Annotated in this window: 22 protein-coding genes and 1 tRNA gene; 10 read left to right on the top strand and 13 right to left on the bottom strand. The window is 37.0% G+C overall.

The genetic code is table 11. From position 1 onward, the window contains the following. Window positions 1-46 precede the first annotated feature (46 nt). Both folK and folB read right to left on the bottom strand, forming a co-directional pair. Complete coding sequence (gene folK / locus EPA86_RS03930; protein ID WP_140602105.1) at window positions 47-544, bottom strand: 2-amino-4-hydroxy-6-hydroxymethyldihydropteridine diphosphokinase; 498 nt, start codon at window positions 542-544, stop codon at window positions 47-49. Continuing rightward, window positions 544-900 carry a dihydroneopterin aldolase gene (gene folB / locus EPA86_RS03925; protein ID WP_140602103.1) on the bottom strand — a complete coding sequence of 119 codons (357 nt, stop codon included), beginning with the start codon at window positions 898-900 and terminating at the stop codon, window positions 544-546. The genes folK and folB overlap by 1 nt, the downstream gene beginning before the upstream one ends. Window positions 901-1,049: 149 nt before the next feature. Between folB and plsY the strand changes: the two genes are divergently transcribed. Continuing rightward, window positions 1,050-1,640 carry a glycerol-3-phosphate 1-O-acyltransferase PlsY gene (plsY, locus tag EPA86_RS03920; RefSeq protein ID WP_140602101.1) on the top strand — a complete coding sequence of 197 codons (591 nt, stop codon included), beginning with the start codon at window positions 1,050-1,052 and terminating at the stop codon, window positions 1,638-1,640. Window positions 1,641-1,643: 3 nt separating this feature from the next. Here the strand turns inward: plsY and tsaD are convergent, their stop codons facing one another. Further along, window positions 1,644-2,687 carry a tRNA (adenosine(37)-N6)-threonylcarbamoyltransferase complex transferase subunit TsaD gene (gene tsaD, locus EPA86_RS03915; protein WP_140602099.1) on the bottom strand — a complete coding sequence of 348 codons (1,044 nt, stop codon included), beginning with the start codon at window positions 2,685-2,687 and terminating at the stop codon, window positions 1,644-1,646. Between the two features lie 239 nt (window positions 2,688-2,926). On the opposite strand from tsaD, the gene rpsU reads away from it, so the two are divergent. The 5 genes from rpsU to EPA86_RS03890 all read left to right on the top strand — a co-directional run bounded on the left by rpsU (window position 2,927) and on the right by EPA86_RS03890 (window position 8,325). After that, window positions 2,927-3,142 carry a 30S ribosomal protein S21 gene (rpsU, locus tag EPA86_RS03910; protein ID WP_076420232.1) on the top strand — a complete coding sequence of 72 codons (216 nt, stop codon included), beginning with the start codon at window positions 2,927-2,929 and terminating at the stop codon, window positions 3,140-3,142. Window positions 3,143-3,179: 37 nt separating this feature from the next. Beyond that, window positions 3,180-3,626: a GatB/YqeY domain-containing protein gene (locus EPA86_RS03905; protein ID WP_140602097.1), complete on the top strand. Its 447-nt coding sequence runs from the start codon at window positions 3,180-3,182 to the stop codon at window positions 3,624-3,626. A 105-nt stretch (window positions 3,627-3,731) separates the two neighbouring features. Beyond that, window positions 3,732-5,489 (top strand): DNA primase, encoded by a 1,758-nt coding sequence (gene dnaG / locus EPA86_RS03900; protein ID WP_140602095.1) that lies wholly within the window; start codon window positions 3,732-3,734, stop codon window positions 5,487-5,489. A 199-nt stretch (window positions 5,490-5,688) separates the two neighbouring features. Continuing rightward, entirely contained in the window at window positions 5,689-7,542 is a 1,854-nt protein-coding gene (rpoD, locus tag EPA86_RS03895; RefSeq protein WP_140602093.1) for an RNA polymerase sigma factor RpoD, read from the top strand. 165 nt (window positions 7,543-7,707) lie between these two features. Further along, window positions 7,708-8,325: a hypothetical protein gene (locus tag EPA86_RS03890; protein WP_140602091.1), complete on the top strand. Its 618-nt coding sequence runs from the start codon at window positions 7,708-7,710 to the stop codon at window positions 8,323-8,325. Window positions 8,326-8,332: 7 nt separating this feature from the next. Here EPA86_RS03890 and EPA86_RS03885 read toward each other — a convergent pair whose 3' ends face one another. Beyond that, the gene (locus EPA86_RS03885) at window positions 8,333-9,457 is read right to left on the bottom strand and encodes an MbnH family di-heme enzyme (protein WP_140602089.1); all 1,125 of its coding nucleotides are present in this window, start codon (window positions 9,455-9,457) and stop codon (window positions 8,333-8,335) included. After that, the gene (locus tag EPA86_RS03880; RefSeq protein ID WP_246058257.1) at window positions 9,457-10,257 is read right to left on the bottom strand and encodes an MbnP family copper-binding protein; all 801 of its coding nucleotides are present in this window, start codon (window positions 10,255-10,257) and stop codon (window positions 9,457-9,459) included. The genes EPA86_RS03885 and EPA86_RS03880 overlap by 1 nt, the downstream gene beginning before the upstream one ends. Before the next feature lie 180 nt (window positions 10,258-10,437). Here EPA86_RS03880 and EPA86_RS03875 point away from each other — a divergent pair, with 180 nt between their 5' ends. Both EPA86_RS03875 and EPA86_RS03870 read left to right on the top strand, forming a co-directional pair. Beyond that, complete coding sequence (locus EPA86_RS03875; RefSeq protein WP_140602085.1) at window positions 10,438-13,206, top strand: choice-of-anchor B family protein; 2,769 nt, start codon at window positions 10,438-10,440, stop codon at window positions 13,204-13,206. Between the two features lie 242 nt (window positions 13,207-13,448). Next, window positions 13,449-13,525, top strand: a tRNA-Ile gene (locus EPA86_RS03870). Between the two features lie 208 nt (window positions 13,526-13,733). Here the strand turns inward: EPA86_RS03870 and EPA86_RS03865 are convergent. From EPA86_RS03865 to EPA86_RS03835, 7 genes are all read right to left on the bottom strand, one after another. Next, the gene (locus tag EPA86_RS03865; protein WP_140602083.1) at window positions 13,734-14,447 is read right to left on the bottom strand and encodes a hypothetical protein; all 714 of its coding nucleotides are present in this window, start codon (window positions 14,445-14,447) and stop codon (window positions 13,734-13,736) included. A gap of 78 nt (window positions 14,448-14,525) precedes the next feature. Further along, window positions 14,526-15,455: an FRG domain-containing protein gene (locus EPA86_RS03860; protein WP_140602081.1), complete on the bottom strand. Its 930-nt coding sequence runs from the start codon at window positions 15,453-15,455 to the stop codon at window positions 14,526-14,528. Between the two features lie 448 nt (window positions 15,456-15,903). Continuing rightward, on the bottom strand, window positions 15,904-16,767 hold the full coding sequence (locus tag EPA86_RS03855; protein WP_140602079.1) for a hypothetical protein: 864 nt from the start codon (window positions 16,765-16,767) through the stop codon (window positions 15,904-15,906). Window positions 16,768-17,012: 245 nt separating this feature from the next. Continuing rightward, entirely contained in the window at window positions 17,013-17,207 is a 195-nt protein-coding gene (locus EPA86_RS03850) for a helix-turn-helix domain-containing protein (protein ID WP_246058243.1), read from the bottom strand. A 79-nt stretch (window positions 17,208-17,286) separates the two neighbouring features. Beyond that, the gene (locus tag EPA86_RS03845) at window positions 17,287-18,096 is read right to left on the bottom strand and encodes a DUF6387 family protein (RefSeq protein ID WP_140602077.1); all 810 of its coding nucleotides are present in this window, start codon (window positions 18,094-18,096) and stop codon (window positions 17,287-17,289) included. 121 nt (window positions 18,097-18,217) lie between these two features. Beyond that, window positions 18,218-19,039, bottom strand: a complete 822-nt coding sequence (locus EPA86_RS03840; RefSeq protein WP_140602075.1) for a hypothetical protein — start codon at window positions 19,037-19,039, stop codon at window positions 18,218-18,220. Window positions 19,040-19,078: 39 nt separating this feature from the next. Then, the gene (locus EPA86_RS03835; protein ID WP_170309560.1) at window positions 19,079-20,416 is read right to left on the bottom strand and encodes a tyrosine-type recombinase/integrase; all 1,338 of its coding nucleotides are present in this window, start codon (window positions 20,414-20,416) and stop codon (window positions 19,079-19,081) included. Between the two features lie 339 nt (window positions 20,417-20,755). On the opposite strand from EPA86_RS03835, the gene ltaE reads away from it, so the two are divergent. After that, window positions 20,756-21,766, top strand: coding sequence for a low-specificity L-threonine aldolase (gene ltaE, locus EPA86_RS03830; RefSeq protein WP_140602071.1), 1,011 nt, complete (start codon window positions 20,756-20,758; stop codon window positions 21,764-21,766). Window positions 21,767-21,783: 17 nt separating this feature from the next. Here ltaE and EPA86_RS03825 read toward each other — a convergent pair whose 3' ends face one another. Beyond that, entirely contained in the window at window positions 21,784-22,068 is a 285-nt protein-coding gene (locus EPA86_RS03825) for a MazG nucleotide pyrophosphohydrolase domain-containing protein (protein WP_140602069.1), read from the bottom strand. 137 nt (window positions 22,069-22,205) lie between these two features. Between EPA86_RS03825 and EPA86_RS03820 the strand changes: the two genes are divergently transcribed. Then, on the top strand, window positions 22,206-24,149 hold the full coding sequence (locus EPA86_RS03820; protein WP_140602067.1) for a methyl-accepting chemotaxis protein: 1,944 nt from the start codon (window positions 22,206-22,208) through the stop codon (window positions 24,147-24,149). Window positions 24,150-24,246 lie beyond the last annotated feature (97 nt).

Here is a 24,246-nt window from a genome sequence, read left to right as displayed (position 1 = left end):
ATTGCCTGAATGTTTATTAAGTAGATACATCATAGGTTTTGCTATGCTACCAGCAGTTATTAACAATATTGAGCTGTTGGCTTTCTTTATCATATTGTTGCCATAGCTCTTGATAACTTTTTTTAAGTACCGGATGACATAATGTTGGCGCTACCTCACTAAGAGGCCATAATACAAAAGCATTGGTACAAATTTCAGCTCTAGGGATCTGAGCTGGTGATTCCAGAATAAGATCGTCATATAGCAGTATATCGAGATCTAAAGTACGTGGACTATACTTTTGGGCATTTTCACTACGGCCATGAGCAAATTCAATATCCCGTAATATCTTAGTGACCTGTTTAATTGACTGTGAGCAATGTAAACCGACCACCATATTATAAAAAGGTGCGCCAGCAAAACCCACAGCTTCACTTTCGTACAAAGAGGATAATATCAACTTGGAAAAGTGAATATTAAAAGCATCAGCAATGGCGTGTAAGCCTTGAGTTATATAGTGCTCTCTATTAATACTACTACCAACAGAGATATAGATTTGTGCCATTAACCAGCTTGGCCTCTCTCAATTTCAACACCCACGGTTTCTGTATTATGAACCGCGCCTGGCTTGTTTATAGTCAGTTTTAGCCATGGTATTGCATATTGACTCATTAAGAAGCTGGCTAATCTTTCTGCAAGTGTTTCGATAAGATCTACAGGGTTTTGATTGGCAAACTTTTCTATTTCAGTCGAAATTTCAGCATAATCAAGTGTTTTTGCTAATTCATCATTTTCTGCAGCGGCAGCTGTATTCCAGCCCATGGCCAAATCAATTACTAACGTTTGCTTGATTTCTTTTTCCCATTGATAAAAACCAATGGTGGTTTGTATACGTAAACCTTTTATTAATACCTTATCCATTTTACTTATGACCTTGGCAACTAACTTACATTGAAAAGTTACAAAATAAAGGCGAGTTTACCTTTCTAGGTCTAGAAAAACTAGCGCATAACAAGATAGAATATCAATTAACCTACTTTTTGAACTAGATAATGGATGTTTTCTCAAAAATGTTGCTTGTAACCTTTGCCATGATTGTCGTTGCTTATTTAATAGGCTCGATTTCTAGTGCTATTTTGATATGCAAGTTTTTGCGATTGCCCGATCCTCGAACTACAGGTTCAAAAAACCCTGGAGCTACTAATGTATTGCGCATAAGCAATAAGTTAACCGCTGCAACGGTGTTATTTTTGGATGTTTTAAAAGGTACAATTCCTGTCTGGGGAGCGTATTTTTTGAAAGTTGAGCCAATTTATCTCGGTGTGATTGGTGTTGCCGCTTGCTTAGGGCACATGTACCCCATCTTCTTTGGCTTTAAAGGCGGAAAAGCCGTTGCAACAGCACTTGGCACGCTTCTACCTATTGGCTTTACGTTAGGTGCCTTGTTGATTGTCACTTGGATTAGTGTGGTTAAGTGGAGTAAATATTCAAGCTTAGGAGCTATTGTTACTGTTGCTGTCGCTCCGGTATACGTTTATTTCTTAAAGCCTTTATATGTTTATCCTACGATTATGCTCAGTGTTCTAATCATATTAAGGCATCGTGCTAATATTGTTCGCTTAATCAAAGGTACTGAAAGTAAAATTAGCCATAAAATTTAATGATTATGCTTTGATATCAACTGGCGGTAGTGTGTCAAGAGGCCACCTTGGCTTAGCTTTGAAAGTTAGCTCTTCTAATTGTCCTGTTTGTAAACGTTGTAAACCAGCATAAGCAATCATTGCACCATTATCAGTACAAAATTCAGGTCTAGGATAAAACACCTCACCACCAAGTTTTTCTGTAGTTATGGCAAGTTTCTCACGCAAGCTTGTGTTAGCGCTGACACCACCAGCAATGACTAGTCGCTTCAGCCCCTCTTGTTTTAGAGCACGCTTACATTTTATCGCTAAGGTATCAACCACCGCTTGCTGAAAGGCATTAGCGATATCGGCAAAGGTTTGCGCTTTTTCAGCCTCACTTAAATGTTCAGTTTCTTTTCTCACTAAAGTACCTGCGGCAGTTTTTAAACCACTGAAACTAAAATCAAGCCCAGGCCTATCAGTCATTGGTCTAGGTAACTTGAAACGACCCACTTCACCTTGTTCAGCCATCTTCGCAAGTACAGGACCACCAGGGTAATCAAGGCCAAGTAGCTTGGCCGTTTTATCAAATGCCTCGCCAGCAGCATCATCAACTGATTCACCTAACAGTTTGTATTCACCAATACCGTCAACGCGAACTAGCATGGTGTGACCACCAGAGACCAGTAAAGCCACAAAAGGGAATTCTGGTACATTGTCTTCTAGCATAGGAGCAAGTAAATGTCCTTCCATATGATGCACTGGTATCGCAGGTAGATTCCAACCATAAGCTAAACTTCTGCCAATTGAACAGCCCACTAATAAAGCACCAACAAGCCCTGGCCCAGCAGTGTAAGCAACGCCATCTAGATCTTGCGGAGTTAAATTAGCTTCTGCTAACACTTCTTTAATGAGCGGAATGGTCTTTCTCACGTGATCGCGAGAAGCAAGTTCAGGCACAACACCACCATAATCTGCATGAACCGCAATTTGGCTATACAGGCGATGAGACATAATGCCCAACTTATCGTCATAAATAGCTATACCGGTTTCATCACATGATGTTTCAATGCCTAAAATGCGCATAAATTTGCTCTCTGGGTGAAAATTAATCGCGGCGATTTTACCTTGTTCAAAAGCTATAAACCAGTATAAAGGTGATAAAAGTAAAATTGATCTTTACGCCAACCCGCGGTTAGTAGTAGAATACGTCACCCATTTTTAATAGAGCGGGTGAAGTTAAGGTTTTTATGGTGTTATCCTAAATAATAAAAACCGAAGACATTCATCGATTTATATAGATATATACTAAGGTAATAAAGTACATGCCAGTAATTAAAGTAAGAGAGAACGAACCATTTGACGTAGCATTACGTCGTTTTAAGCGTTCATGTGAGAAAGCAGGTATCCTTTCAGAAGTTCGTCGTCGCGAATGTTATGAAAAGCCAACTTGGGAACGTAAACGTAAGAAAGCAGCTGCTGTTAAACGTGCTGCTAAAAAAGTTTCTCGTGAGAACGCTCGTCGCGTTCGCATGTACTAAGTTTACCTTAGTAATTTTTTGAAGATAGAGCTTATAGATGAGTCTCTTAATTCAATTAAAAGATGAAATGAAAAATGCCATGCGTGCTAAAGACAAATTACGTCTTGGCGTTATTCGCATGGCATTGTCAGCTGTTAAGCAGGCTGAAATTGATCACGATACCGAAGCAACAGACGAAAATATCATTGCAGTTTTAACTAAAATGGTTAAGCAACGCAAAGAGTCTATTGCCATGTACAAAGACGGTGGACGTGATGAATTAGCTGATAAAGAAGCTGCTGAAGTGAAAGCTTTAGAAGACTTTTTACCACAAGCGCTTAGCAATGACGAAATTGCCCTCTTAATAAAACAAGCGATTACTGACTCAGGCGCTGCATCAATGGCAGATATGGGTAAAGTAATGGCTATATTAAAGCCTAAAATGCAAGGTAGAGCGGACATGGGCGCAGTTAGCGGCCAAGTGAGAGCAGCCTTAAACGCATAGCTTTAAAGAACTTGATAAAACCGTAATCATGTTGTGATTGCGGTTTTTTATTGCCTGCAATTTGTGTAGACTATTGCCTCTTCATTCTCATGAGTTTTGACTTTAATGGCCGGACGTATTTCTCGACAATTTATTGATGATTTGCTCTCAAGAGCTGATATTGTTGAGCTAGTAGATAGTCGGGTGCCTCTAAAAAAAGCAGGTAAGAACTACCAAGCTTGCTGCCCTTTTCACAGTGAAAAATCTCCCTCATTTACCGTGAGCCAAGATAAGCAGTTTTATCACTGCTTTGGTTGTGGTGAGCACGGCAATGCTATTTCCTTTTTAATGGAGTTTGATCGACTAGATTTTATTGATGCAGTTGAAGAGCTTGCTTCACATTGCAGTATGGAAGTCGTAAGAGAAGAAAATCATGCAAGTCCAGCAGAGCAACGAAGACAGCAGCAGGTTTACCAACAAAAACAAGATGACTATGAACTGCTAACGCAGGTGAGTCGCTTTTACCAACAACAATTAAAACAAGCTCATGATAAAGATGTCGCTATAAGTTATTTAAAAGGACGTGGTTTAAGTGGCGAAGTGGTGAAGCGTTTTGCCATGGGATATATCAGTGATAGTTGGGACGGCATGATGAAAACTTTTGGCCAAAACCCGCAAGTAAGTCAGCAATTGGTTGATTTAGGAATGGCGATACAAGGTGATAAAAACCGACCTTATGATCGGTTTCGTGGTCGCATTATGTTCCCAATTCGTGATAAACGTGGACGCGTTATTGGTTTTGGGGGCCGAGTACTTGGTGATGAAAAGCCTAAATATTTAAACTCTCCAGAAACACGCATTTATCATAAAGGGCAAGAACTTTACGGTCTTTACGAAGCTAAACAAGCGAACAAGCAACTCAAGCGTTTAGTGGTGGTTGAAGGGTATATGGATGTTGTCGCTTTAGCTCAACATGGCGTGGATTATGCCGTTGCTTCACTGGGTACTTCAACTACACCTGAGCAACTGCAAACATTATTTAGAACTGTGACAGAAGTTATCTGTTGCTATGATGGTGATAGAGCAGGGCGAGATGCGGCCTGGCGCGCTATGGAAAATGCATTACCCTTGATCCGAGATGGCTTCTCTTTAAAGTTTGTCTTCTTACCTGATGGTGAAGATCCTGACTCACTCATTCGTGAGCAGGGCCAGGCAGCATTTGAAACAATCCTTGATTCAGCAATGCCATTATCTAAATTCCTTTTTGATCATTTGATGAAACAAGTCGACATGAACTCTTTAGAGGGACGTGCTGCGTTGGTAGAATCTTTTCAACCTTACCTAGCGAAGTTACCAGCTAGCGTACTAAAAGATGCTATTTTAAATGATATTGCCAATAAATTTGGTACAGGTAGTGAACAATTTTTAGCTAAATTAAATAAAAATATTCAACCCAATCAAAAAGTTAAGAAACAAAAAACGTCATCTAAAGTCACCCCTGTAAGATTAGCTATTGCATTATTGCTTGAGAATCCCCATATCGTCACAGCATTGCCTGATATTTCAGTGTTGCAACCACTCGATACGCCAGGCATTCCTTTATTAATTGAGCTATTACAGGTTTGTCAGCAAAGGCCTGATATAAAAACAGCCCAATTATTAGAAGGATATAGAGACACGCCTCAGGGTAAACAGCTAGCAAAATTAATGTGCTGGCAACATCATGTTGAACCGGAAGCTGTCGAAGAAGTCTTTCTCGATAGTATTGAGAAGTTACTAAATGACTTTGTCGAACAACGTGCCGAATTTTTACTACAAAAAGCGCGTTCTGGGCAAATGACTAATGAAGAAAAACAAGAGCTTCAAGCAATATTGAATGCTTAGCAATATTTATGTTGCTAACTGCTATACTTAATAGCAATTATTGCGTGAAGAATTTGAATTAGTAAGTATGTAAAGACAACATAATTAACTAGAAATAGTACAAAAAATTCGCTATAATTTTCGGCTTTATTGTGCACGCTAGCGTTTAAATGCACATACTTTGCTATCCTATTTTTAATATACAGGTGGACACTCGTCAATGGATCAAGCTCCTCAATCTAGACTTAAAGACTTAATAACCAAAGGTAAAGAACAAGGTTATTTAACGTTTGCGCAAGTTAACGACCATCTTCCTCAAGACATTATCGACTCAGACCAAGTTGAAGACATTGTAAGAATGATCAACGACATGGGTATTCAAGTATTTGAAAATGCACCAGATACTGACACCCTAATGATGAGTGAAGCGAATACCGATGAAGATGCAGCCGAAGCTGCGGCTCAGGCACTTGCTACAGTAGAGAGTGAGATTGGCCGAACAACAGATCCTGTGCGTATGTATATGCGTGAAATGGGTACTGTAGAGCTATTAACCCGTAAAGGTGAGATAGTCATTGCTAAACGTATCGAGGAAGGTATTAAAGAAGTACAACGTAGTGTTTCTGAATACCCACCTGCAATCAATTACTTACTAGAAATGTGGGATAACTTTGAAGCAGAAGAAATACGTTTAACTGATATTATTTCTGGCTTTTTAGACCCTGATGCTGAAGATGATGATGTTGCAGCTGCTGCAACGCATGTTGGTTCAGAGTTATCAAAAGAAGATCTTGCAGATGAAGACGATGAAGCAGGTTCTGATGGTGACAGTGATGATGATGAAGAAGAAGAAGATACAGGTCCAGATCCTGAGTTAGCACGTGAAAAATTCAATGCATTAAGAGCGGCTCACGAAAATGCTAATGCCATTATTGAAAAGAATGGCCGAGGCCATAAAGACTCTTTAGCGGCAATTGATGCTGTGGCAGAAGTATTTAAAGAGTTTCGATTAATTCCTAAATTATTTGATAAGTTAGTGAAGAATATGCGTAGTGTTATGGACAGACTACGTGTTCAAGAGCGTTTAATCATGAAGCACTGTGTTGTTGGTGCTGGTATGCCTAAAACAACCTTCATTAAAATTTTCCCAGGTAATGAAACATCAAAAGAATGGTTTGAAGCAGAAAAAGCGGCTGGCCATCCTTACTCAGCAAAATTAAGTGATATTGAAGCTGATGTAGAGCGTTGTATCTACAAACTTAACCAAGTTGAAGAAGAAACTTTCTTAAATATTCACGGTATTAAAGATATTAACCGTAGAATGTCTATTGGTGAAGCGAAAGCTCGCCGTGCTAAAAAAGAAATGGTAGAAGCTAACTTACGTTTAGTTATTTCAATTGCTAAAAAGTACACTAACCGTGGTTTACAGTTCTTGGATCTAATTCAAGAAGGTAATATTGGTTTAATGAAAGCGGTAGATAAGTTTGAATATCGCCGTGGCTATAAGTTCTCTACTTATGCAACGTGGTGGATTCGTCAAGCAATTACTCGGTCTATTGCTGACCAAGCTCGTACTATTCGTATTCCTGTGCATATGATTGAAACCATTAACAAGTTAAATCGTGTTTCACGTCAGATGTTACAAGAAATGGGACGTGAGCCAACGCCAGAAGAATTAGCAGAACGTATGATAATGCCTGAAGATAAAATTCGTAAGGTATTAAAAATAGCGAAAGAGCCTATTTCAATGGAAACACCAATCGGTGATGATGAAGATTCGCACTTAGGTGACTTCATTGAAGATGGTAGTGGTGAACTTCCTGTTGACTCTGCGACATCTGAAAACCTTAAAGGTGCTACGCATGAAGTATTAGCTGGCTTAACAGCGCGTGAAGCAAAAGTATTAAGAATGCGATTTGGTATTGATATGAATACAGATCATACCTTAGAAGAGGTAGGTAAGCAGTTTGATGTTACCCGTGAACGTATTCGTCAAATAGAAGCAAAAGCATTGCGTAAATTACGCCACCCATCACGTTCTGAGCAACTGAAGAGTTTCTTAGACGGTGAGTAAACTTTGGTGCTAGACGCCGAGTGACAATGATAATAAAGAGCAATTTAGCGTAAGTTAAATTGCTCTTTTTTGTTTTACGGGGAAAAAAAGCTAATGAACGGTTCTACTCAATCATTAAACAAGATAAGATTTACTAAGCATATAATTAAAAATAAAGGAATACACATGCGTACGTTAAGCATTGTTTGTTTGTCAGCACTACTGGCATTGCCTGTTGTTGCAAAAGAGACCAAAACTTTTGAAATTACACCATTTGCCGGATATCGATTTGGTGGTGATTTTGATTATGGTGAAGACGATTCAACCACGCGTTTAAAGCTTGAAGAAACAACAAGTTTTGGTTTACTTACCGCATGGAAGTTTGATTCCAACAGGCAAGGTGAAGTATTAATTAGCCATTACTCAACAAATTTTTCTCAGCATAGTGATTTTATTCCAACAGATGATGAGCTTGCTATTACCTATGCTCATGTTGGTGGTAATGTCACAGTTTCTAAATCAAGTTTTGCTACTTGGCATGTAGCTGGTGGATTGGGCTTTACTCATATGTCTCCACAAGATAATCAGCTAGATAATGAAACTCGATTTTCTATGAATTTAGGCTTGATTGGCAAAATACCTGTTTCTGAAAATATTAGTTTGCATTTATCAGGACGACTTTATGGTACATTTTTTAATTCAGACAGTACTATCTTTTGTAATGAAGAAAACTGCTTGATTTCAATATCGAGTGATTTATGGGTGCAGCAAGAGTTAGCCGCAGGTATTAGCGTCGCTTTTTAATGCTAACTTAAGGTTTAGCATGCTTAGGGTTACTTAGGAATTTCTGATCCGTAAGTGATTTTAGAAAAGCTAATAAATCTTGTTTATCTTGTTCACTCATTTCAAAGCCCTTCACGAAAGGGCTTTTTAATGGGTTTTTTCTGCCATCGCCAAGGAACGTACCGTTGGTTATGTTTCTACCACCTTGTGCGTAAAATTCCAATACTTCATCAAGCGTTGCAATACTACCGTCGTGCATATAGGGTGCAGAAACTTCGATATTTCTTAATGTAGGCGCCCTAAAACGACCATTATCACGCGAAAGTGTGCTAATTTCAGCTAACCCAATATCCTTCTGAGGATAACTGTCATTAACATTATATAACCCCGTATTGTGAAAGGGGCGTCTGTCTAACAGTTGCTTTTCATGGCTAGTTGATTGGGTGAAATTAAAGCCACCATGACAATGATGACACTCTAATTTTTCTGAAAAGAATAAGTTCATACCACGTAAAGCTGAAGCTGAAATTGCATTGTCATCATTTGCATAAGCATACTGATCAAAAGGTGAATTCAGCGAGATTAAACTGCGGACAAAACTAGCAAGAGCCTTGTTGATTAGATCAAAGCTGATAGCTTTTGGCGTTTCTATGGCGAAAGCTTGCTTGAATAACATAACATACTCACCTTGCTGAAAGCGCTGCAATACGGCTGCTTCATGATGGGTAATACCAAGCTCAATGGGATCTTCACCAAACATGGGTAATATGATTTGTTGTTCAATTGAGGTTAAGCCATCATGAGCCCAAGTCAGTGTTTTGTTATAAGCAATATTAACCAGAGCAGGGGAGTTGCGTCTGTGTTGTTGACCTGTAGAGCCAATAGAGGTTTTTAATGGTTCGGCAAAGGCATTTTGTTGTAAATGACAACTGGCACATGATTGCTGCTTATTTGCTGAAAGATTTTTATCATAAAAAAGAAACTTGCCAAGCGTGACCTTCGCTTCTGACATGGGGTTATCTGCTGGTACATGGGGCTTAGGGAACCCACTAATAATATCCCAACGATAAGGCTTGTTAGTGTCGACTTTAGAGCAAGAAACTACAAGGAACGTTAATACTATGATGAGAATAGTTTTTACCAATATGTTCATTATAACGACTCTTGTTTGTAATGAGCAGGCTGAGTAAAAAGACTATTTTCACTGAGTAAATTTTTGATTAATTGCTGACAATTTTTATTCTCTGGTGAGGATTGACAACTGGTTTCAGCAGAGAGTTTTATGCCTTGTATTAAAGCTGATAAATCAAAAGAAATTTTATTATTTGTTTTTGAAATAGGCAGTTGATAAGTATATCTATTATGATATAAGCACTCCTGCTTTGGCGCTCTAAGTGGGCTACTTGCTTTACAGCCAACAGAGCCCAAATGAAATAACCAACTTTCATTGGCCGAAGTCATTTCTAATCGTAAAAACTTGTGCCCTTTTTGCCAACCCCAAAACATGGATGGAATATTTAATGGGCTTTCTTGAGTTAGTGGGTTTAAATGGTTAACGGCAAAAGGTAATCCGAGAGTAAAGCGTATTTGGCTGGCTTGTTCGTATATATCATTAAAAACTAATTGCCAATTTTCTTGGTTGGTATCTGCACAATATTCGCCTAATAACGCGATTTCTTCAGTTTGATAAGATGATTTTATTAAGGTAGGTTTTAACCATATGTCATTAACTTTAATTTCTATTGAACTAATAAAAAACTGTAGTTGATTGAACTGCCATTGAGAGTTACCCATAGCAAAATCACGATTGCATTGCAGAGATTCACCGTTAAAGTGAGGTGTGAACTCTATTGAATTGAAAGCTTTTGCTTTTTCCTTGAGAGCACCGTCACAGGCAGCAAGGAAAAAAATTAATGCTAGTATTAAAATTCGATTAAGTGGAGAAAATAACATCAACTTGGTTACCATCAGTTAGCTATAGCAAAGAGGTTGGCTTTGCTGTATAAAGTATAAATTAACAATATTGTAACATTTTGAACGTGATTATATAATAGCTTATTATCTAAGCACAGGTGCATCGCTGTAAATGCACTAAAAACTTTAAAAACCCATATAATTAAATAATGGAATATTATGCTGAATTTGCACCGTAAACTATCAAGCCTAGCGATAACCGCTGGACTAATTTCTAGTTTTTTATCACCTAGCCTATTAGCTCACTCAGAGCATGACAAAGCAAGGTTTGTTTCTGTAGAAGGGCAAGATCTAGGGAAGTGTGATAATGTACTTCGTCCTTGTAAGTCAATAGCTTATGCAGTTCAGCAAGCGAACAAGGGAGATAAAGTATTAATTTCTGCTGGCAAATATGTCATTAATTCGAGTGAAGAATTATTTTATTTGAAAAGTGAGATCGTACCAGTGTTAGGCGGCTATAACCGCTTTGATCACTTTCAAAGCCAAAGCCCTAACAGTAATGTTACTACCTTATCTGGAGTGCCAAGTGAACTTGTAGCGAGTTTACGTAAAAAAGGCTTTTCGGTTATTGCAGATGGAAAATCAAGAGATTTTCATGAAGCCGTTCAAGAGAAGCTAGCTGCCTATAACATGCTTAACCAAAGCCAAAAAAATCAAACTTGTGTGAATAATCTGGCGGGCGCCTTTGAATGTCATAACATTGATCTATTATCCCATATGGCACTGAGTGATTTTTCAACTAAACCAAGTTCAGTAAGCGACATATGGGGACATGTAGATTTAAATAATCATAATGAATACGCCATTGTAGGCTTACGAAACGGTGTGGCTGTGGTTAATGTTACCGATCCAAGTAACCCTGTCGAAGTAGGCACTATAGCAGGTAAGTCAGATATGTGGCGAGACATCAAGGTATACCAATATTTTGATGAAAGCATAAACCTATGGCGCGCATATGCTTATGCAACATTAGATGGCACAACAGACTATGTTCATATTATTGACTTGAATCATTTACCTCACTCAATCAGCTTAGTTAAAAGAAGTAAAGTTGTTGCACAGGCCCATAATGTTTACATCACAAATGTCGATCATAGTTTAAATACTGCATTACCTGGCAAAATACCTAGCCTACAATTAACAGGTGCAAATACCTTTTCGGGAGCGTTTCATAGTTATTCATTAGAAAACCCTGAAACTTTGAGTTTATTAACCAATAACTCAGCAGGCAATGGCTATACCCATGATGGCTCATCTATAGTTATAACAGATGAACGCGTGAAAAATGATTGTCAGTCTGATGCTGAATCTTGCGATATTTTTATTGATTTTAATGAAAAAGAAATGAAGCTTTGGGACATTACAGAAGTGAATAATGCCAAGCTATTAGGTAGTGCTGAATATAATGATGTATCTAAAGCAAACCAATATGTTCATTCGGGTTGGGGCACTGAAGATCAGCAGTTTATTTTTCTTCACGATGAATTTGATGAATACCGAGGTGGCTTAAACTCTACCGTGAGAATATTTGAAATTAGCGACCTAGCTAATCCTCAACAAGTTGGCCAGTGGACAGGTTCAACACGAGCCATTGATCATAATGGTTTCGTGCGAGGAAATCGCTATTATATGTCTAACTATGAACGTGGTTTAACCGTTTTAGATATTACAGACCCTGCAACACCAACAGAAATAGGCTTTTTTGATACTTTTACGCCATCAAACAGCGCAAGCTTTAATGGTGCTTGGGGAACTTATCCTTACTTACCTTCAGGTAATATTCTAATAAGTGATATTAATAGTGGCTTATATGTTCTTAAAGATAATACGTTGGCGACAACCCAAGGTACTATTTCATTTGAAACTGCTGCGGTATCAACAGAGCAAGGTGAAACACTAACGCTTAATGTAAACCGTTCAGCGAGTAATGATAGCGCCACTACGGTCTCAGTTAACTATGAAGTTTTTGAAGGTAGCGCAAAATCAGGTGAAGACTTTTTGGTAAGTAACGGGACATTAACATGGCAAGCAAATGATAATACTGTTAAAACTATTACTATTGATATCGCTGCTGCAGATGTATCGACAGAGTTTGAAGAATCATTTTACCTGCGTTTATATAACCCAACAAATGGTGCAGCTATTGCTTCGCCTTCCTATACCACGGTAAATATTGCCGGTGAGATTGATACAGGCGCTGCAAGCTTTATTCAAAGTGAGCAATCATTCCCAGAGAACCAGCAAAATATAACTGTTGAAGTGTCTAGGGATGGTAGTAGCTCAGGAGAGTTGTCTGTCAATTATTCCCTCCATGGTGGCAGCGCTACAATTAATGAAGATGTTGAAGAAACTTCTGGTACTCTTACCTGGCAAGATGGTGATAATGCCAATAAGACTATTAGCTTAGCCATTATTGACGACGATATAGAAGAAGAAACTGAGCAATTCTCACTGGTATTATCATCAAATGAAAATAATGATTTAGGAGCTAATACGAGTATGTTGATTAGCATTTCAGATGATGATAGTAATACTGCACCTGTTGTTGTTATTGCTGAAAACTTTGAGGTAAACACAGGGCAAACAGTAACCCTTTCGGTTGTTTCAGTTACTGATGCTGAAAATGATGAATTAACTTATTTGTGGGAGCAAACTGCTGGCACTAACGTAACGATATCAGACGGTGATAAACAAACAGCTAGCTTTGTCGCTCCTTCACAAGCTGGAGAGTTAAGCTTCACTTTAACTGCAACTGATACCAAAGGTGCACAAAGTAGCGATACCCTTACTGTAACAGTGGTTACGGCACCAGTTACTGTTGAACCTCCAGCACCTAAATCTAGCAGTGGTGGCAGTTTTGGCTTCTTATTTACTTATATGGTTGGCATGGTTTTCTTGATGCGTAGTAAGCTAATTGCTAAGAAGTGAGAATAAGCACAATAGAATTAAACAAAGTAATAGCATGAAGGCAGTACGCTTTTTGCTGTTACTTTGTTAAACGTTATTTAAGCTTTTGTTTAATAATGCGCCAATCAGAAGTGAATTAAGAAAAAATTATAATTCTGATAGTGACAATAAAAATAAAAATGCTTATACTGCACGCGCTTTAATGAAGAGCTTTTCCCAAAAGCGATTGATTAAAGTTTTATTTATTTCAAATAAGTAAATTTGGCCCCTTAGCTCAGCTGGTTAGAGCGCCCGACTCATAATCGGTAGGTCCAGTGTTCAAGTCACTGAGGGGCCACCATCTTTTCTTACTTTTCTAGTAAGTAACTGCAAACATAAATTTTCTGGGCCACTTATAGGCCACCTTAGACATTACTTTATCTAAATTTCTAGTGTTAGCTATTACCACACTGCGGACATTAATAGATGGAGGTTTAAAGTTAATTCGGATTAGATTTTGTATCGTTCACACCCTAATATCCCACACCATTATTGGCTCCTTAGATAAATTAAAGGTTATGCTCTTTTTTGATATTATCCATTAACCCTAAAATAACAGGGCTTTCTGTGATGAATCGCGCTGTAGCGGCAGTTTCAACAAAGATAGGATCTAATTCATTTGGGTTTATAATAAACTCACAATTAGGTTCTTTTAAAAATTTAAGGTCAAAACCAAATGTAGGAACTCCTTCTTTAATACTCATTGAAACCGCTGAACGAATTAAATCGATGGTTTTATCAACACCTTTTCGTTTTTTATCAAAATGTGCGTTTCCTGATTTATTGGCTACATAAGCAATGACTTGCTGCCTTGTTACTGTTTCTTTGTTAATAAAAAATACGGGTTGCTTTAGAAAAGCACTTAACCTAAGAGTCTCTCTTTGGTCAGGATGGTAATTATCTAAACAAACAGCATTTGCACCTTTATTTACAATAAATGCTGATAAATAGATACCTAGAACCGTAGTCCCTCCACTTTGGAAGAATTCAATTCGTCCTTTTTTGTTTGCCTTTTCAATAGGTTTATTATTAGGTCCTTCAATTTCCAGTTTATACTTTCTTGGGTTGGCGACCTGCTGTAAAGTATTGTAAATAAGGAAACTACGAAGTATTGTGCCTGTATTCCTAATGTCAGCATTTGTTAAATCTTCCTTTTGCCACATTGCTTTAAGAATATGAAAATCCTCATAAGTTACAATATCTAGCTCTTTATTCATTTCCATTTTAAATTTCTACCATTAAATATAACGCTCATTATGAGTCCTCCTTCACAATCAAATAAATGTGAATGTGATAACAGGTTATGGTATTGATAACATTTTTTTTGTTTTATCAACGGCAGCCGTTATTGTACTTAGATTTGAATCGCCATCAGTTTTTGGGTATAGAAAATCAAAATCAATACCCTGAATCTTTAGATAGCTAAGAATTTCGGCTTTAAACTTTGCTGGTATTTTATAAAGCTTCCTACCGTATTCATAGGTATCAGATGAAGATGTGTACATAATTTGATCTAACAAAGTAGGTTCATTTATATAAACAAAAGTACCTTTTTGATTAAGTATTCTTTGACTGAAGACTATTTCATCCAATTTAAGTATCGGTGTTGATATAGCAACCTCACGATCTATAACTGTCATTTTATCTTTCATTAATATAGCAACTTCTTCATTAGTCATCACAGAGCCATCAGGCTTAGATACAAAACTTCGATGCCCTCCGCTTTTAAAGAATGAATACATATTTTTAACAAATTTATAGATATCGTATTCATAAACTATACAATCTTGTTCTGGAAACTCTTGGCAAGCAAAATATAAAGCCACTTTTGGGTCAGCAGAAAAATCAATTAAATTTGTTGGTAAACCATAATGTTGTGCAAGGTAAGCTATCGTATTCAAGGATAGCTTTTTTGAACCTAATGACAATAGGTTTTGATAAAACACATCTAAGATCTCTAATGACTGACTACTATATTCTGAATCATCAATAACGGGTAAGGGTATTATTGTGTTATGACCCACATTTGTATCTTCCCATTTTAATTGAGTGTTTTGTTGTAGGTAATATCTATAAAATGTAGAAATACCTACAAAGTTATAATCAGCCATACCTCTATAACAAATATCAGAATTACTAATTTCCTTTTTTAATAAGATTTTTTCTATTTCCTCAAAAGTATTTAATTCCTTTTGATACCATTGTCTGTATTCAAATGTAGGTAATCTCATATTGATTTTTCAACCATCCATATTTTAATCGCTAATTTTACTGTTCAATAACGGCGTTTATACGCTTTAAGTAATATTTGATAATATATCAGTTTTAATCATTTTAATTTAACTGATTAAACATTAGAAAATATATGGCAAAAGAATTTAAGCTAACGTCAACTACGCGCACTGAGAAGTCATTAACAGTAATCTGTTTACGCTAATTCTTACCACACACTTTTTACTTGTAAGGCATATATTGAGTATTTATAAAGAAACAAAGAAAATTATATAGTTCATTTAAAATGGGTTAATCAGCAATAAACTGCCGCAGAAACTCTAATTTAGATAACACTATTTTCCAGGGTCGATTATCCCGTATGGCTATATTAGCTTTGTTATCTATATAGGTGATGAGATGGTTGCCCCGAAGTGAGGGTACAACATTTGTTCAGATCGAAGAACACTAGAAATCAACTAAACGATTCAATGCATTTGCTAGTTGTTCTTCAAAATTTATCTCTTGAAATCTAACCAATTTGTACTTTTCTAATTTTTGAATAAATCTATCTCTTTCTCCTCTTTTCATCTTTCTTGTAACAACTATTAAACTTTCATGCCTTGCAAGCTGTAACCGAAGCCTTTCTTCAATGGTAAAGCCTCTGCTAGTTTTCGGCACATAGAAAATTGAAATAGGACTAAAGTGTTTATGCAGTTCCAAAGCACTATGAAAAGTTATGGCTTCTCGTTGCTCCCCTCTTTTATGCCTAATTTCTATTCTAGTAGTTGGTTTTTCTGGCAAAGCCTCCTTTCCATCAGCTAACCTTTTTAAGTTCAGGTACTTAATATGCTTTTCCTTATCGTAATGCACATACATTCGAGAGGAGTCATTAGAACCAAAATAGAAATTACTTCCCCCATCAAAATGAGTAATCCCCCTGCTTGTACTCATTCCATACACAAACAAATTTTCATGGAGTACCCCATAAATATCAAAGGTGGTTTCTAGTAAAGTAATCCTGCACTTATCAAATATGCATTCTATAGACTCTCCTACAATTGAGGTTAAATGGTCAACTACAAAAGGCCAATCTGATTTATTTCGGTTCACATCAACCCTGACAAAATTCATATTAAGACCTTTGGGTGCAAATTGAATCAACAAATTAGAATCCTCTGTAGGGTCATCTTGAACTTGGTTTCCATCACAGCCTAACCCTACACTTATCTTATGCGTAACTGCATATCGTTTATCTTTAAACCAAAGTTCAGGACAACCCGCTATATTAGGCTTTCTACCACTTAATATTGCATCAATGTCTTCTTGCACATTGATACCTAGGTTTCTGAGTACCTGAGAGCGCTTTGAAGGCTCTATATCAAAGGTGAATGACAACTTATCTATAAACATCTCAGAAATACCTATACGGCTCCGTCTTGAGGTCAAAGGTTGTGAAAATACTCTTTGTATATTATCTTGCCTAGAACTACACCTATTCCTACTAGTTCTTTTAACCATGTGTTTATTACCTGTATCATTTGCACTAATACCCCCTTAATAGATATAAGGCTTATTTATTGTGTTTGAGACATCAATCGGCTTTCTAGAAATTTGAGTACTTCTGATTGTGGGTATAGGACGCGCCCGCCAACTTTAACGAACTTCAAATTGTAACGACCTTCACTACGCCATACGGCTAAAGTCTTTGCTGTTACGCCTATCCAGTTCGCGACCTCTTCAGGTTTTAAGAATTGTTCATTTATGTTCATGCTATTTACTCCTGTTTAATTGATGTAAATAGTTAACCATGTTGATAAATATACGGGGTCCCCAGAAATAGGGCTGTAACTATTGGGGGGAGGTGTTAGTAGAGGAGGCTAAGTCAGATAGGAATTGATGCATTAATACAGCATTTGCTAGGTTTTGAGTCACTCTCTCCACCTTCTTCGTTTGGATGTTTCCTTCGTTCTCTTTAGGAAATAAAAGTGAATCCATATACTTATTTCCGTACTTTTTATTACATATCAATGCATATAAAGTCAGATCAATATATGCAAGTACTTGGTAGCTAATTAGTTCATCAAAGTTATGTTTATTTACTATGCGTTTGAAACGGGTTGGTTTAATCCTTTCATAAGTTTTATCAGGTCCGTAAAAGCCTCTAGTTCGCTTGCCACTAACTTTATTGATTGATTTACACCAAAGAGATTCTCTCTTAATAAAGTGGGTTAGCTCTTTAATAATAGTGTCAGGGTTTGCTTGGTGGTTTATTGATATCACAGAGTTCCTTCTGGAGTGTAATGCTTTTTCAATCTCATCAAAATTACCTAATTTCTCATAGGTATTTTGACTATCGTTTATCGAAGGGGTGAGAATTGGAGAATCTAAGGGAGGACAGATAAACTTTTCTGTTTGGAAGCAAACAGATAAACCTAGCCTAGCTTTTGATACGCTAAATGTATCAACCCATTTAGTGAAATTGATTTCATTGAACTTAACTATGCTATTTAATAGTGCAGCTCTTTGGCTTAATACTATAAGCCATGTTTCTGCTGAGTACGATTCTGTTTCTCTATAAAGATTTAAGGAAAATCCATTAGGTAGATTGTATTGTAGGTTTGTGTCTCCTATTTTTGCTCGCACTTCCAATAAATACATTCAAGTTCCTTGTAATGAGCTAACCCTTATCAAGTATCAAAAATTGCTAATAGTGCAGTTTTTGACGAAAAACGAGTATAAAAGGTTATTAAGCTTGTCGCTCCTACCAGCTTATACAAGTTTAGTTTACCACCGATGTTTCATACAAGCAGACGTCTGTCCAGCTTGCTCCATCATCACTTTCACAAAACTTATAAGGGACTTGCCCCCTAAATGTAACTGGCTTTGTCATTTCTCTAACATCTTGAAGCTGTACTATGCCTGAGCACACTTGAGAGCTTCCCCTTACTTTGTCACCATCTTTATAAACAATACCGCTATAACTTCCATACCTTTGCAGGAATATGTCTACACAAATGCCTCCTACAGCGGTACCATGGTTAGTAAAGAAGCATTGTACATCGCCTCTACCATTGATATTGCATTCATGAACAATTCTAGGCTTTTTCTCAGGTAAGCTATATATATAAGCTGAAACTGAACTGGCAGTTAAGGCTAAAGCTATTAAGGACTTGGCTAGAGTACTTAAGCCTTTGACTTTTTTATAAAGGAGCGTGAAATCAGGGAGCTTAGGAAGGGAGGGGAGGTCTAATGTCTTATGTTGAGCTGTAGCTTCATCCCATAGGGTTTCATTACTTTGTGGTGAATCTTCTATTTCTTCAGAATTATTTATCTGTTCGGGAGTTGATTCATCTTTTTTTGTTATCGGCTTTACTTTGACAACTTTGCAATATACGCCTTGATTATTAAATTGCTCCCATAGTTTTAAAGCTTTAGTCGAGGACAAGTTCTCATGGATTACTTCTCCACGTATAAGTACTTTTTCTATTAGGTTTTCGTTTAAATTTAGACTAGAAAGTAGTGCGATTAAGTTTTGTTCATTGTAATCATCAGATACTTTTCCTGTAAAGATTAGGAAGTGGCTTTGCTCGGTACTTGTCATCTTATTATCCCTAATATTGATTGCTGCTCATATACATAATTAGTTATTACTCACTTGCTCATCATCATTTGAGTTAAGTAAGGCGAACAGAAGCTTTCTCTTTTTGTCGCTATCCATATTGCTTATCGTATCAATGAGGTTAGCATTTAGAGTGCTGTCGGATTCTTTAATGCCTGCTAATATAAGAAACTTATCTTCTATCCTTTGGGCTGGTTCTCTCAACTCTTCAGGCGTTAGTACTGTATAGCCAGCAGTAACATCATCCCGTTTAGTTTTATGATTGGTTAGCCGCTTTAATGTATAAGTACCTATATTTAAACTTTCAGCGATAGAAGTAAATGTTCTCCTAAGATCATGTAAAGTGAAATTGATTTCTGATTTTTCAGATATAGCTTTTATGACCTTTTTGGGCTCTCTGATTTGCCCTAATTCATTATCAGCATCGAAAACAAATGTTGAGTTACTTATTACAGCTTTACGCCTCTTTAAGATTGAATATGTATAGCTTGATAATGGCAGCTCAAGTGGATCACCGTTCTTAGTCTTATCAATATAAAAAGACCTTTCTTTAAAGTCGACTCTATCCCAAGTGAGGTTAAGAAGTTCCTGCTTTCGTAGCCCCGTTAACAAGCATATCTCTAAAAAATCACACACTCCAATGGTAAAGTTATTTCTAAATAAGGCAGCTTCCTTTCTTGTTTCTCTGATAGCATTAAACCAGCCCTTAAAGTCCGACTGTTTAATTCTTGAGGTTTTTCGGTCAACTTTATTCCAAGACCTTAAGTGACTTAAGACCTTTACAGGGTTGGATTTGAAAATGGCATTGTTGTCAATGTCTCTATACTCAAACGATGCAAAGTTGAAAAGAGCTCTAAGAACTCTCATAGCACCATCTGCTTGAGACTTGCTATTGGCTGAAGCTTTTCGATGAATCGTTTTTATATCTTCTTCTTGAAGACTTAGGAGAGGTTTTGATTTCCAATCATCAAAGTAGTTATCGATTAAAGATTGATAACTAATAACAGTTTTCGGAGCCAAGGGCTTATGCTTAAAGTAATCAGCTAATACTTGATTTAGTGTTATAAGTTCTAGTTCTGATTGCTTACGTTTAGCATTAGGGTTTACACCTTGATTAATTGTATTTAGCTCTTCTATTGCTTGCTTTCTTGCATTAGCAATAGTCATAGTGGGGAACTCTCCTAATGAAACATTATATTCCTTTCCACTTTGCTTTTTTCTAACAGTAAACTTTTTCTTTCCTGAGGGATGAACAATTAATACTAACTCTGATATTTGAGTATCATAATAACGTTTCTTGCTCTTCTCTGGCTTGATTGCTTCAAGCTTAGATTTGATGAATGAGAACTTATTATCCATGATTGCTCCATGCAGATCGGACGGTCTAAAGTTTAATGTAAAAATAGACCGCCAATGGGCCGCCATAAAGATTAATTTAGCGCAAAAATAATTAAAGAAGGTTAATAACCAAGTTGAGGTTTTATCTTTAATTTCAGCACTTTGTTAACTTTAGCGGAATCAGGTAATTAAGCAAGGAACTATTGAGATAAAAACTCATAATCGGTAGGTCCAGTGTTCAAGTCACTGAGGGGCCACCACTTTCCTCCTTAGTTAATTACTTATAAAACTTTCAAATTTAGTACTTTTGAGCATATAGTTACTGCATTCAAACTCATTATTCTCCCTTAGGATTCTCTCATGATTGATTTTCGTTCAGACACAGTCACAACCCCTTGCGCTAAGATGCGTACAGCTATGGCTAATGCATCGGTTGGTGATGATGTCTATGGCGATGATCCGAGTGTTAATGCTTTAGAAGAGTGGTCAGCTCAAAGACATGGTTTTGAAGCGGCTTTGTTTTGTAGCTCAGGAACACAGGCTAACTTACTGGCGTTAATGTCACACTGTGAACGGGGAGATGAATACCTTTGTGGGCAGCAAGCGCATAATTATCAGTTTGAGGGCGGTGGTGCTGCAGTATTAGGATCTATTCAGCCGCAACCTATTGCAAATGAACCTGATGGCACTCTTTGTTTAACAAAGTTGAAGCAGGCGATTAAGCCTGATGATTTTCACTTTGCTCGCACTAAATTGATTAGTATTGAAAATACCATTAATGGCAAGGTATTGCCTTTAAGGTATTTAACAAGTCTTAGTGAATTTGCTAAGTCTGAAGGTTTAGCTTTACATTTAGATGGTGCGCGCGTTTACAATGCCGCGGTGGCGCTAAATGTCGATATTACTGATATTGCCAAAAATTTTGACACTATGACCATTTGTTTATCTAAAGGCTTAGGTGCCCCCATTGGTTCATTACTGTTTGGGAGTAAAGCATTTATTGCTAAGGCAAGACGCTGGCGAAAAATGCTAGGTGGCGGTATGCGACAAGTTGGCATTTTAGCCGCAGTAGCAGAAATAGCCTTAAAAGAGAATGTTGAGCGATTAACAGAAGATCATAACAACGCTAAATACCTTGCCGAGCAGTTAAACCAAATAGATGGCATTAAGGTTAATGTAAACTTTGTTGAAACGAATATGGTCTTTGCAACTTTGCATGCCTCACATAACATTGCTGATATTGCTAACAAGTTATTGAATAAAAATATACGTATTACTGCTGGTAGCCCTTTAAGGCTTGTAACACATTTGAATATATCAAAGTCTGATATTGATTTTTTTATCAAAGAGTTAACTCAATTGATAAAGTAAATCATTAAACAAAGCCATTACTTTAAACGTCCGCGTGTACCGCGCTCTTGATTAACTTGCATTTTTGCTAAAATGGCATCCTCAATATTAATGCCTTGCCAGTGGGCAATATCGAGTACACGTAAAATAATATCGGCAAGCTCTTCTTTAAAGGCAGGCGTTGGCTCTTCATGGCGACATTCATTAATTGCTTCCCCCACTTCAGAAGCAACTAGGGCTAGGGCTTCTAACACTGATTTATTATGCCAACCCATAGATTCAACCCACTGGTAATTTTTTTCTGCTATATCATTAATATTCATGTTAATTGCTCTTATTTTTTGAATGGTTATACGCGCTAAACGTTTATTTTAAATACTGTTTAGAATTAATAACAAAACCTTAATATATTCTATACTTGAGTAAATTGATGTAAATAGTTAACGAATAAGGGCTTAACATGGCAGACTGGCTAAAAAATTTAAAAATTCGTGATGCGCTTGTCGCAATTATCAGTGTTGCTCTACTTAGTTTAACGGTTACAACTATACTGCTAAATAATCAAATATTTACCAATGTCTCAGAAACGAGTATCGAAGAAGATATCTTACCTAATCAGTTAGCTAAGGTTGAAGCAAGAATTCGTTCACAATTAAGTCCTCCACTTTCCTTGTCAAAATCGATTACCCAAAATCAGTACTTATTAGACTGGGCTCTCAATAATGAGCCAGTAGAAGAACAAGCTAATGTAATCAATTTCTTAAAGACAATGCAGGAAAAGAATGATGCATTGGTGGTTTTTTGGGTGTCTAATATTAGTAAAAATTATTACAACAATGGTGGGTTACTTAAGCAAATAAATGATGTTGATGATGCTTGGTTTAATAATTTTTTAGCAAGTAATAAGCCCTTTGAAATTGCATTTGACTATGAGGAAGGTACTAAGCAATTAACAGCCTTTGTAAATTATAGGGTGGCTGTAGCAGGTCAGAATTTAGCTGTGGCTGGCTTGGGGTATTCTGTAAATGAAATCAGTGAAGATATACTCACAAATAAGGTGGGAGAAACAGGTTTTGTCTTCGTTACTGACACTCAAGGTAAAGTGATAATTCATCCTGAATTGCCTAACTTAAAGCAACGTCAGCTAAGGGAGTTTGATGGCTTTGCCAATATTTCAGATAAATTGCTGCAGAAAAGTGATAGTTATGTTTTTGATCGTGTATTGAAAGATGGCATTGAATATTATGTTGCTAGTGTTGGTATTACTGAACTGAACTGGAAAATTATTGCAATGCTGCCAGTTGATGAACCTATGTCAAAAATACGTTCAGCATTAACCACAACGGCTACCGTGAACATTTTGATTGCATTATTGTTTATCTTTTTGATGATTTTTATGGCTAAGCGGATCACTAAACCAGTGATTGATATTGGTGATAGGCTGCTAGAAATGGCTAACCAAGGCGGTGATTTAACGCAGCGTTTAGATGAAAACAGAAAAGACGAAGTGGGCGTGCTAGCGAAAGGTTTTAATGCCATTTTAGAAAAGGTTAGTCAGATTATTAATGATATTAAAGAAGTGGAACGAGTTATGGAAACTTCTTTCTTACAATTAAGAGGTACATCGGATGAAATTAATGAAAGTGTCAGTTTACAACAGTTAGAAACTGATTCGGTTGCATCGGCTACCACCCAAATGAATCATAGTATTAATGAAGTAAGTAAGTTGGCACATACTACGGCAGATAAAACAGAATCTACACAAAATCGCGTGATGCAAACTGATGAGCAAGTTCATGAAACTAATAATGTGATGGGCGAATTACATTGTAGTAATGAAAGTACCCAACAAGTTATTAGTCAATTAGCTGAGCAAACTCAAACAATTGGCTCAGTTGTTGAAACAATTAACGGTATATCTGAGCAAACAAACTTACTTGCATTAAATGCTGCGATTGAAGCTGCCAGAGCAGGCGAGCAAGGACGAGGCTTTGCTGTAGTTGCAGACGAGGTCAGAACGTTGGCCGCTAGAACACAAGACTCAACGGCTGAGATAAAACAAGTGATTGAGAACTTACAAAATCAAGCGAGAGAAGCTGTAGATTCCATGAATAAAAATACGAACTTAGCGAATCAAGGGCAAGATAAAACGAATCAAGCAAGTGATGATTTAAAACTTGTCGTGAGTGAAATAAATGAAATCACTGAAATGAATACTCAGGTAGCAACTGCAACGCAAGAGCAAGCCAATGTAATTGGTGAATTGAATGTCAATATATCGAAAATTGCTGATATGGCCATTAATGTTTCTCATCTTTCTGATAATACCAAAGAAACAATTGAGAGCTTAAATCAACAATGTCAGCAGCTAGATGAGCTGGTTTCACAGTTTAAAACGTCATAACAATCTTTATTCTATAACTGCCTATTATTGCGATATAGCTATTCTCTAGGTATATCGCATTGTTTTTATTTAACCTAAGTTCAGCATAAATAATTCA

The organism is Litorilituus lipolyticus (assembly GCF_006439335.1).
Lineage (GTDB): Bacteria > Pseudomonadota > Gammaproteobacteria > Enterobacterales > Alteromonadaceae > Colwellia > Colwellia lipolytica.
Note: the sequence above shows the minus strand (reverse complement) of the source record. Positions and strands in the feature narration are given on the sequence as shown.

What these genes read in the sequence shown, in the direction of transcription:
- folK (WP_140602105.1), bottom strand. Translation starts at nt 544, where the DNA reads ATGGCACAAATCTATATCTCTGTTGGTAGTAGTATTAATAGAGAGCAC.
- folB (WP_140602103.1), bottom strand. Translation starts at nt 900, where the DNA reads ATGGATAAGGTATTAATAAAAGGTTTACGTATACAAACCACCATTGGT.
- plsY (WP_140602101.1), top strand. Translation starts at nt 1,050, where the DNA reads ATGTTGCTTGTAACCTTTGCCATGATTGTCGTTGCTTATTTAATAGGC.
- tsaD (WP_140602099.1), bottom strand. Translation starts at nt 2,687, where the DNA reads ATGCGCATTTTAGGCATTGAAACATCATGTGATGAAACCGGTATAGCT.
- rpsU (WP_076420232.1), top strand. Translation starts at nt 2,927, where the DNA reads ATGCCAGTAATTAAAGTAAGAGAGAACGAACCATTTGACGTAGCATTA.
- EPA86_RS03905 (WP_140602097.1), top strand. Translation starts at nt 3,180, where the DNA reads ATGAGTCTCTTAATTCAATTAAAAGATGAAATGAAAAATGCCATGCGT.
- dnaG (WP_140602095.1), top strand. Translation starts at nt 3,732, where the DNA reads ATGGCCGGACGTATTTCTCGACAATTTATTGATGATTTGCTCTCAAGA.
- rpoD (WP_140602093.1), top strand. Translation starts at nt 5,689, where the DNA reads ATGGATCAAGCTCCTCAATCTAGACTTAAAGACTTAATAACCAAAGGT.
- EPA86_RS03890 (WP_140602091.1), top strand. Translation starts at nt 7,708, where the DNA reads ATGCGTACGTTAAGCATTGTTTGTTTGTCAGCACTACTGGCATTGCCT.
- EPA86_RS03885 (WP_140602089.1), bottom strand. Translation starts at nt 9,457, where the DNA reads ATGAACATATTGGTAAAAACTATTCTCATCATAGTATTAACGTTCCTT.
- EPA86_RS03880 (WP_246058257.1), bottom strand. Translation starts at nt 10,257, where the DNA reads ATGTTATTTTCTCCACTTAATCGAATTTTAATACTAGCATTAATTTTT.
- EPA86_RS03875 (WP_140602085.1), top strand. Translation starts at nt 10,438, where the DNA reads ATGCTGAATTTGCACCGTAAACTATCAAGCCTAGCGATAACCGCTGGA.
- EPA86_RS03865 (WP_140602083.1), bottom strand. Translation starts at nt 14,447, where the DNA reads ATGGAAATGAATAAAGAGCTAGATATTGTAACTTATGAGGATTTTCAT.
- EPA86_RS03860 (WP_140602081.1), bottom strand. Translation starts at nt 15,455, where the DNA reads ATGAGATTACCTACATTTGAATACAGACAATGGTATCAAAAGGAATTA.
- EPA86_RS03850 (WP_246058243.1), bottom strand. Translation starts at nt 17,207, where the DNA reads ATGAACATAAATGAACAATTCTTAAAACCTGAAGAGGTCGCGAACTGG.
- EPA86_RS03845 (WP_140602077.1), bottom strand. Translation starts at nt 18,096, where the DNA reads ATGTATTTATTGGAAGTGCGAGCAAAAATAGGAGACACAAACCTACAA.
- EPA86_RS03840 (WP_140602075.1), bottom strand. Translation starts at nt 19,039, where the DNA reads ATGACAAGTACCGAGCAAAGCCACTTCCTAATCTTTACAGGAAAAGTA.
- EPA86_RS03835 (WP_170309560.1), bottom strand. Translation starts at nt 20,416, where the DNA reads ATGGATAATAAGTTCTCATTCATCAAATCTAAGCTTGAAGCAATCAAG.
- ltaE (WP_140602071.1), top strand. Translation starts at nt 20,756, where the DNA reads ATGATTGATTTTCGTTCAGACACAGTCACAACCCCTTGCGCTAAGATG.
- EPA86_RS03825 (WP_140602069.1), bottom strand. Translation starts at nt 22,068, where the DNA reads ATGAATATTAATGATATAGCAGAAAAAAATTACCAGTGGGTTGAATCT.
- EPA86_RS03820 (WP_140602067.1), top strand. Translation starts at nt 22,206, where the DNA reads ATGGCAGACTGGCTAAAAAATTTAAAAATTCGTGATGCGCTTGTCGCA.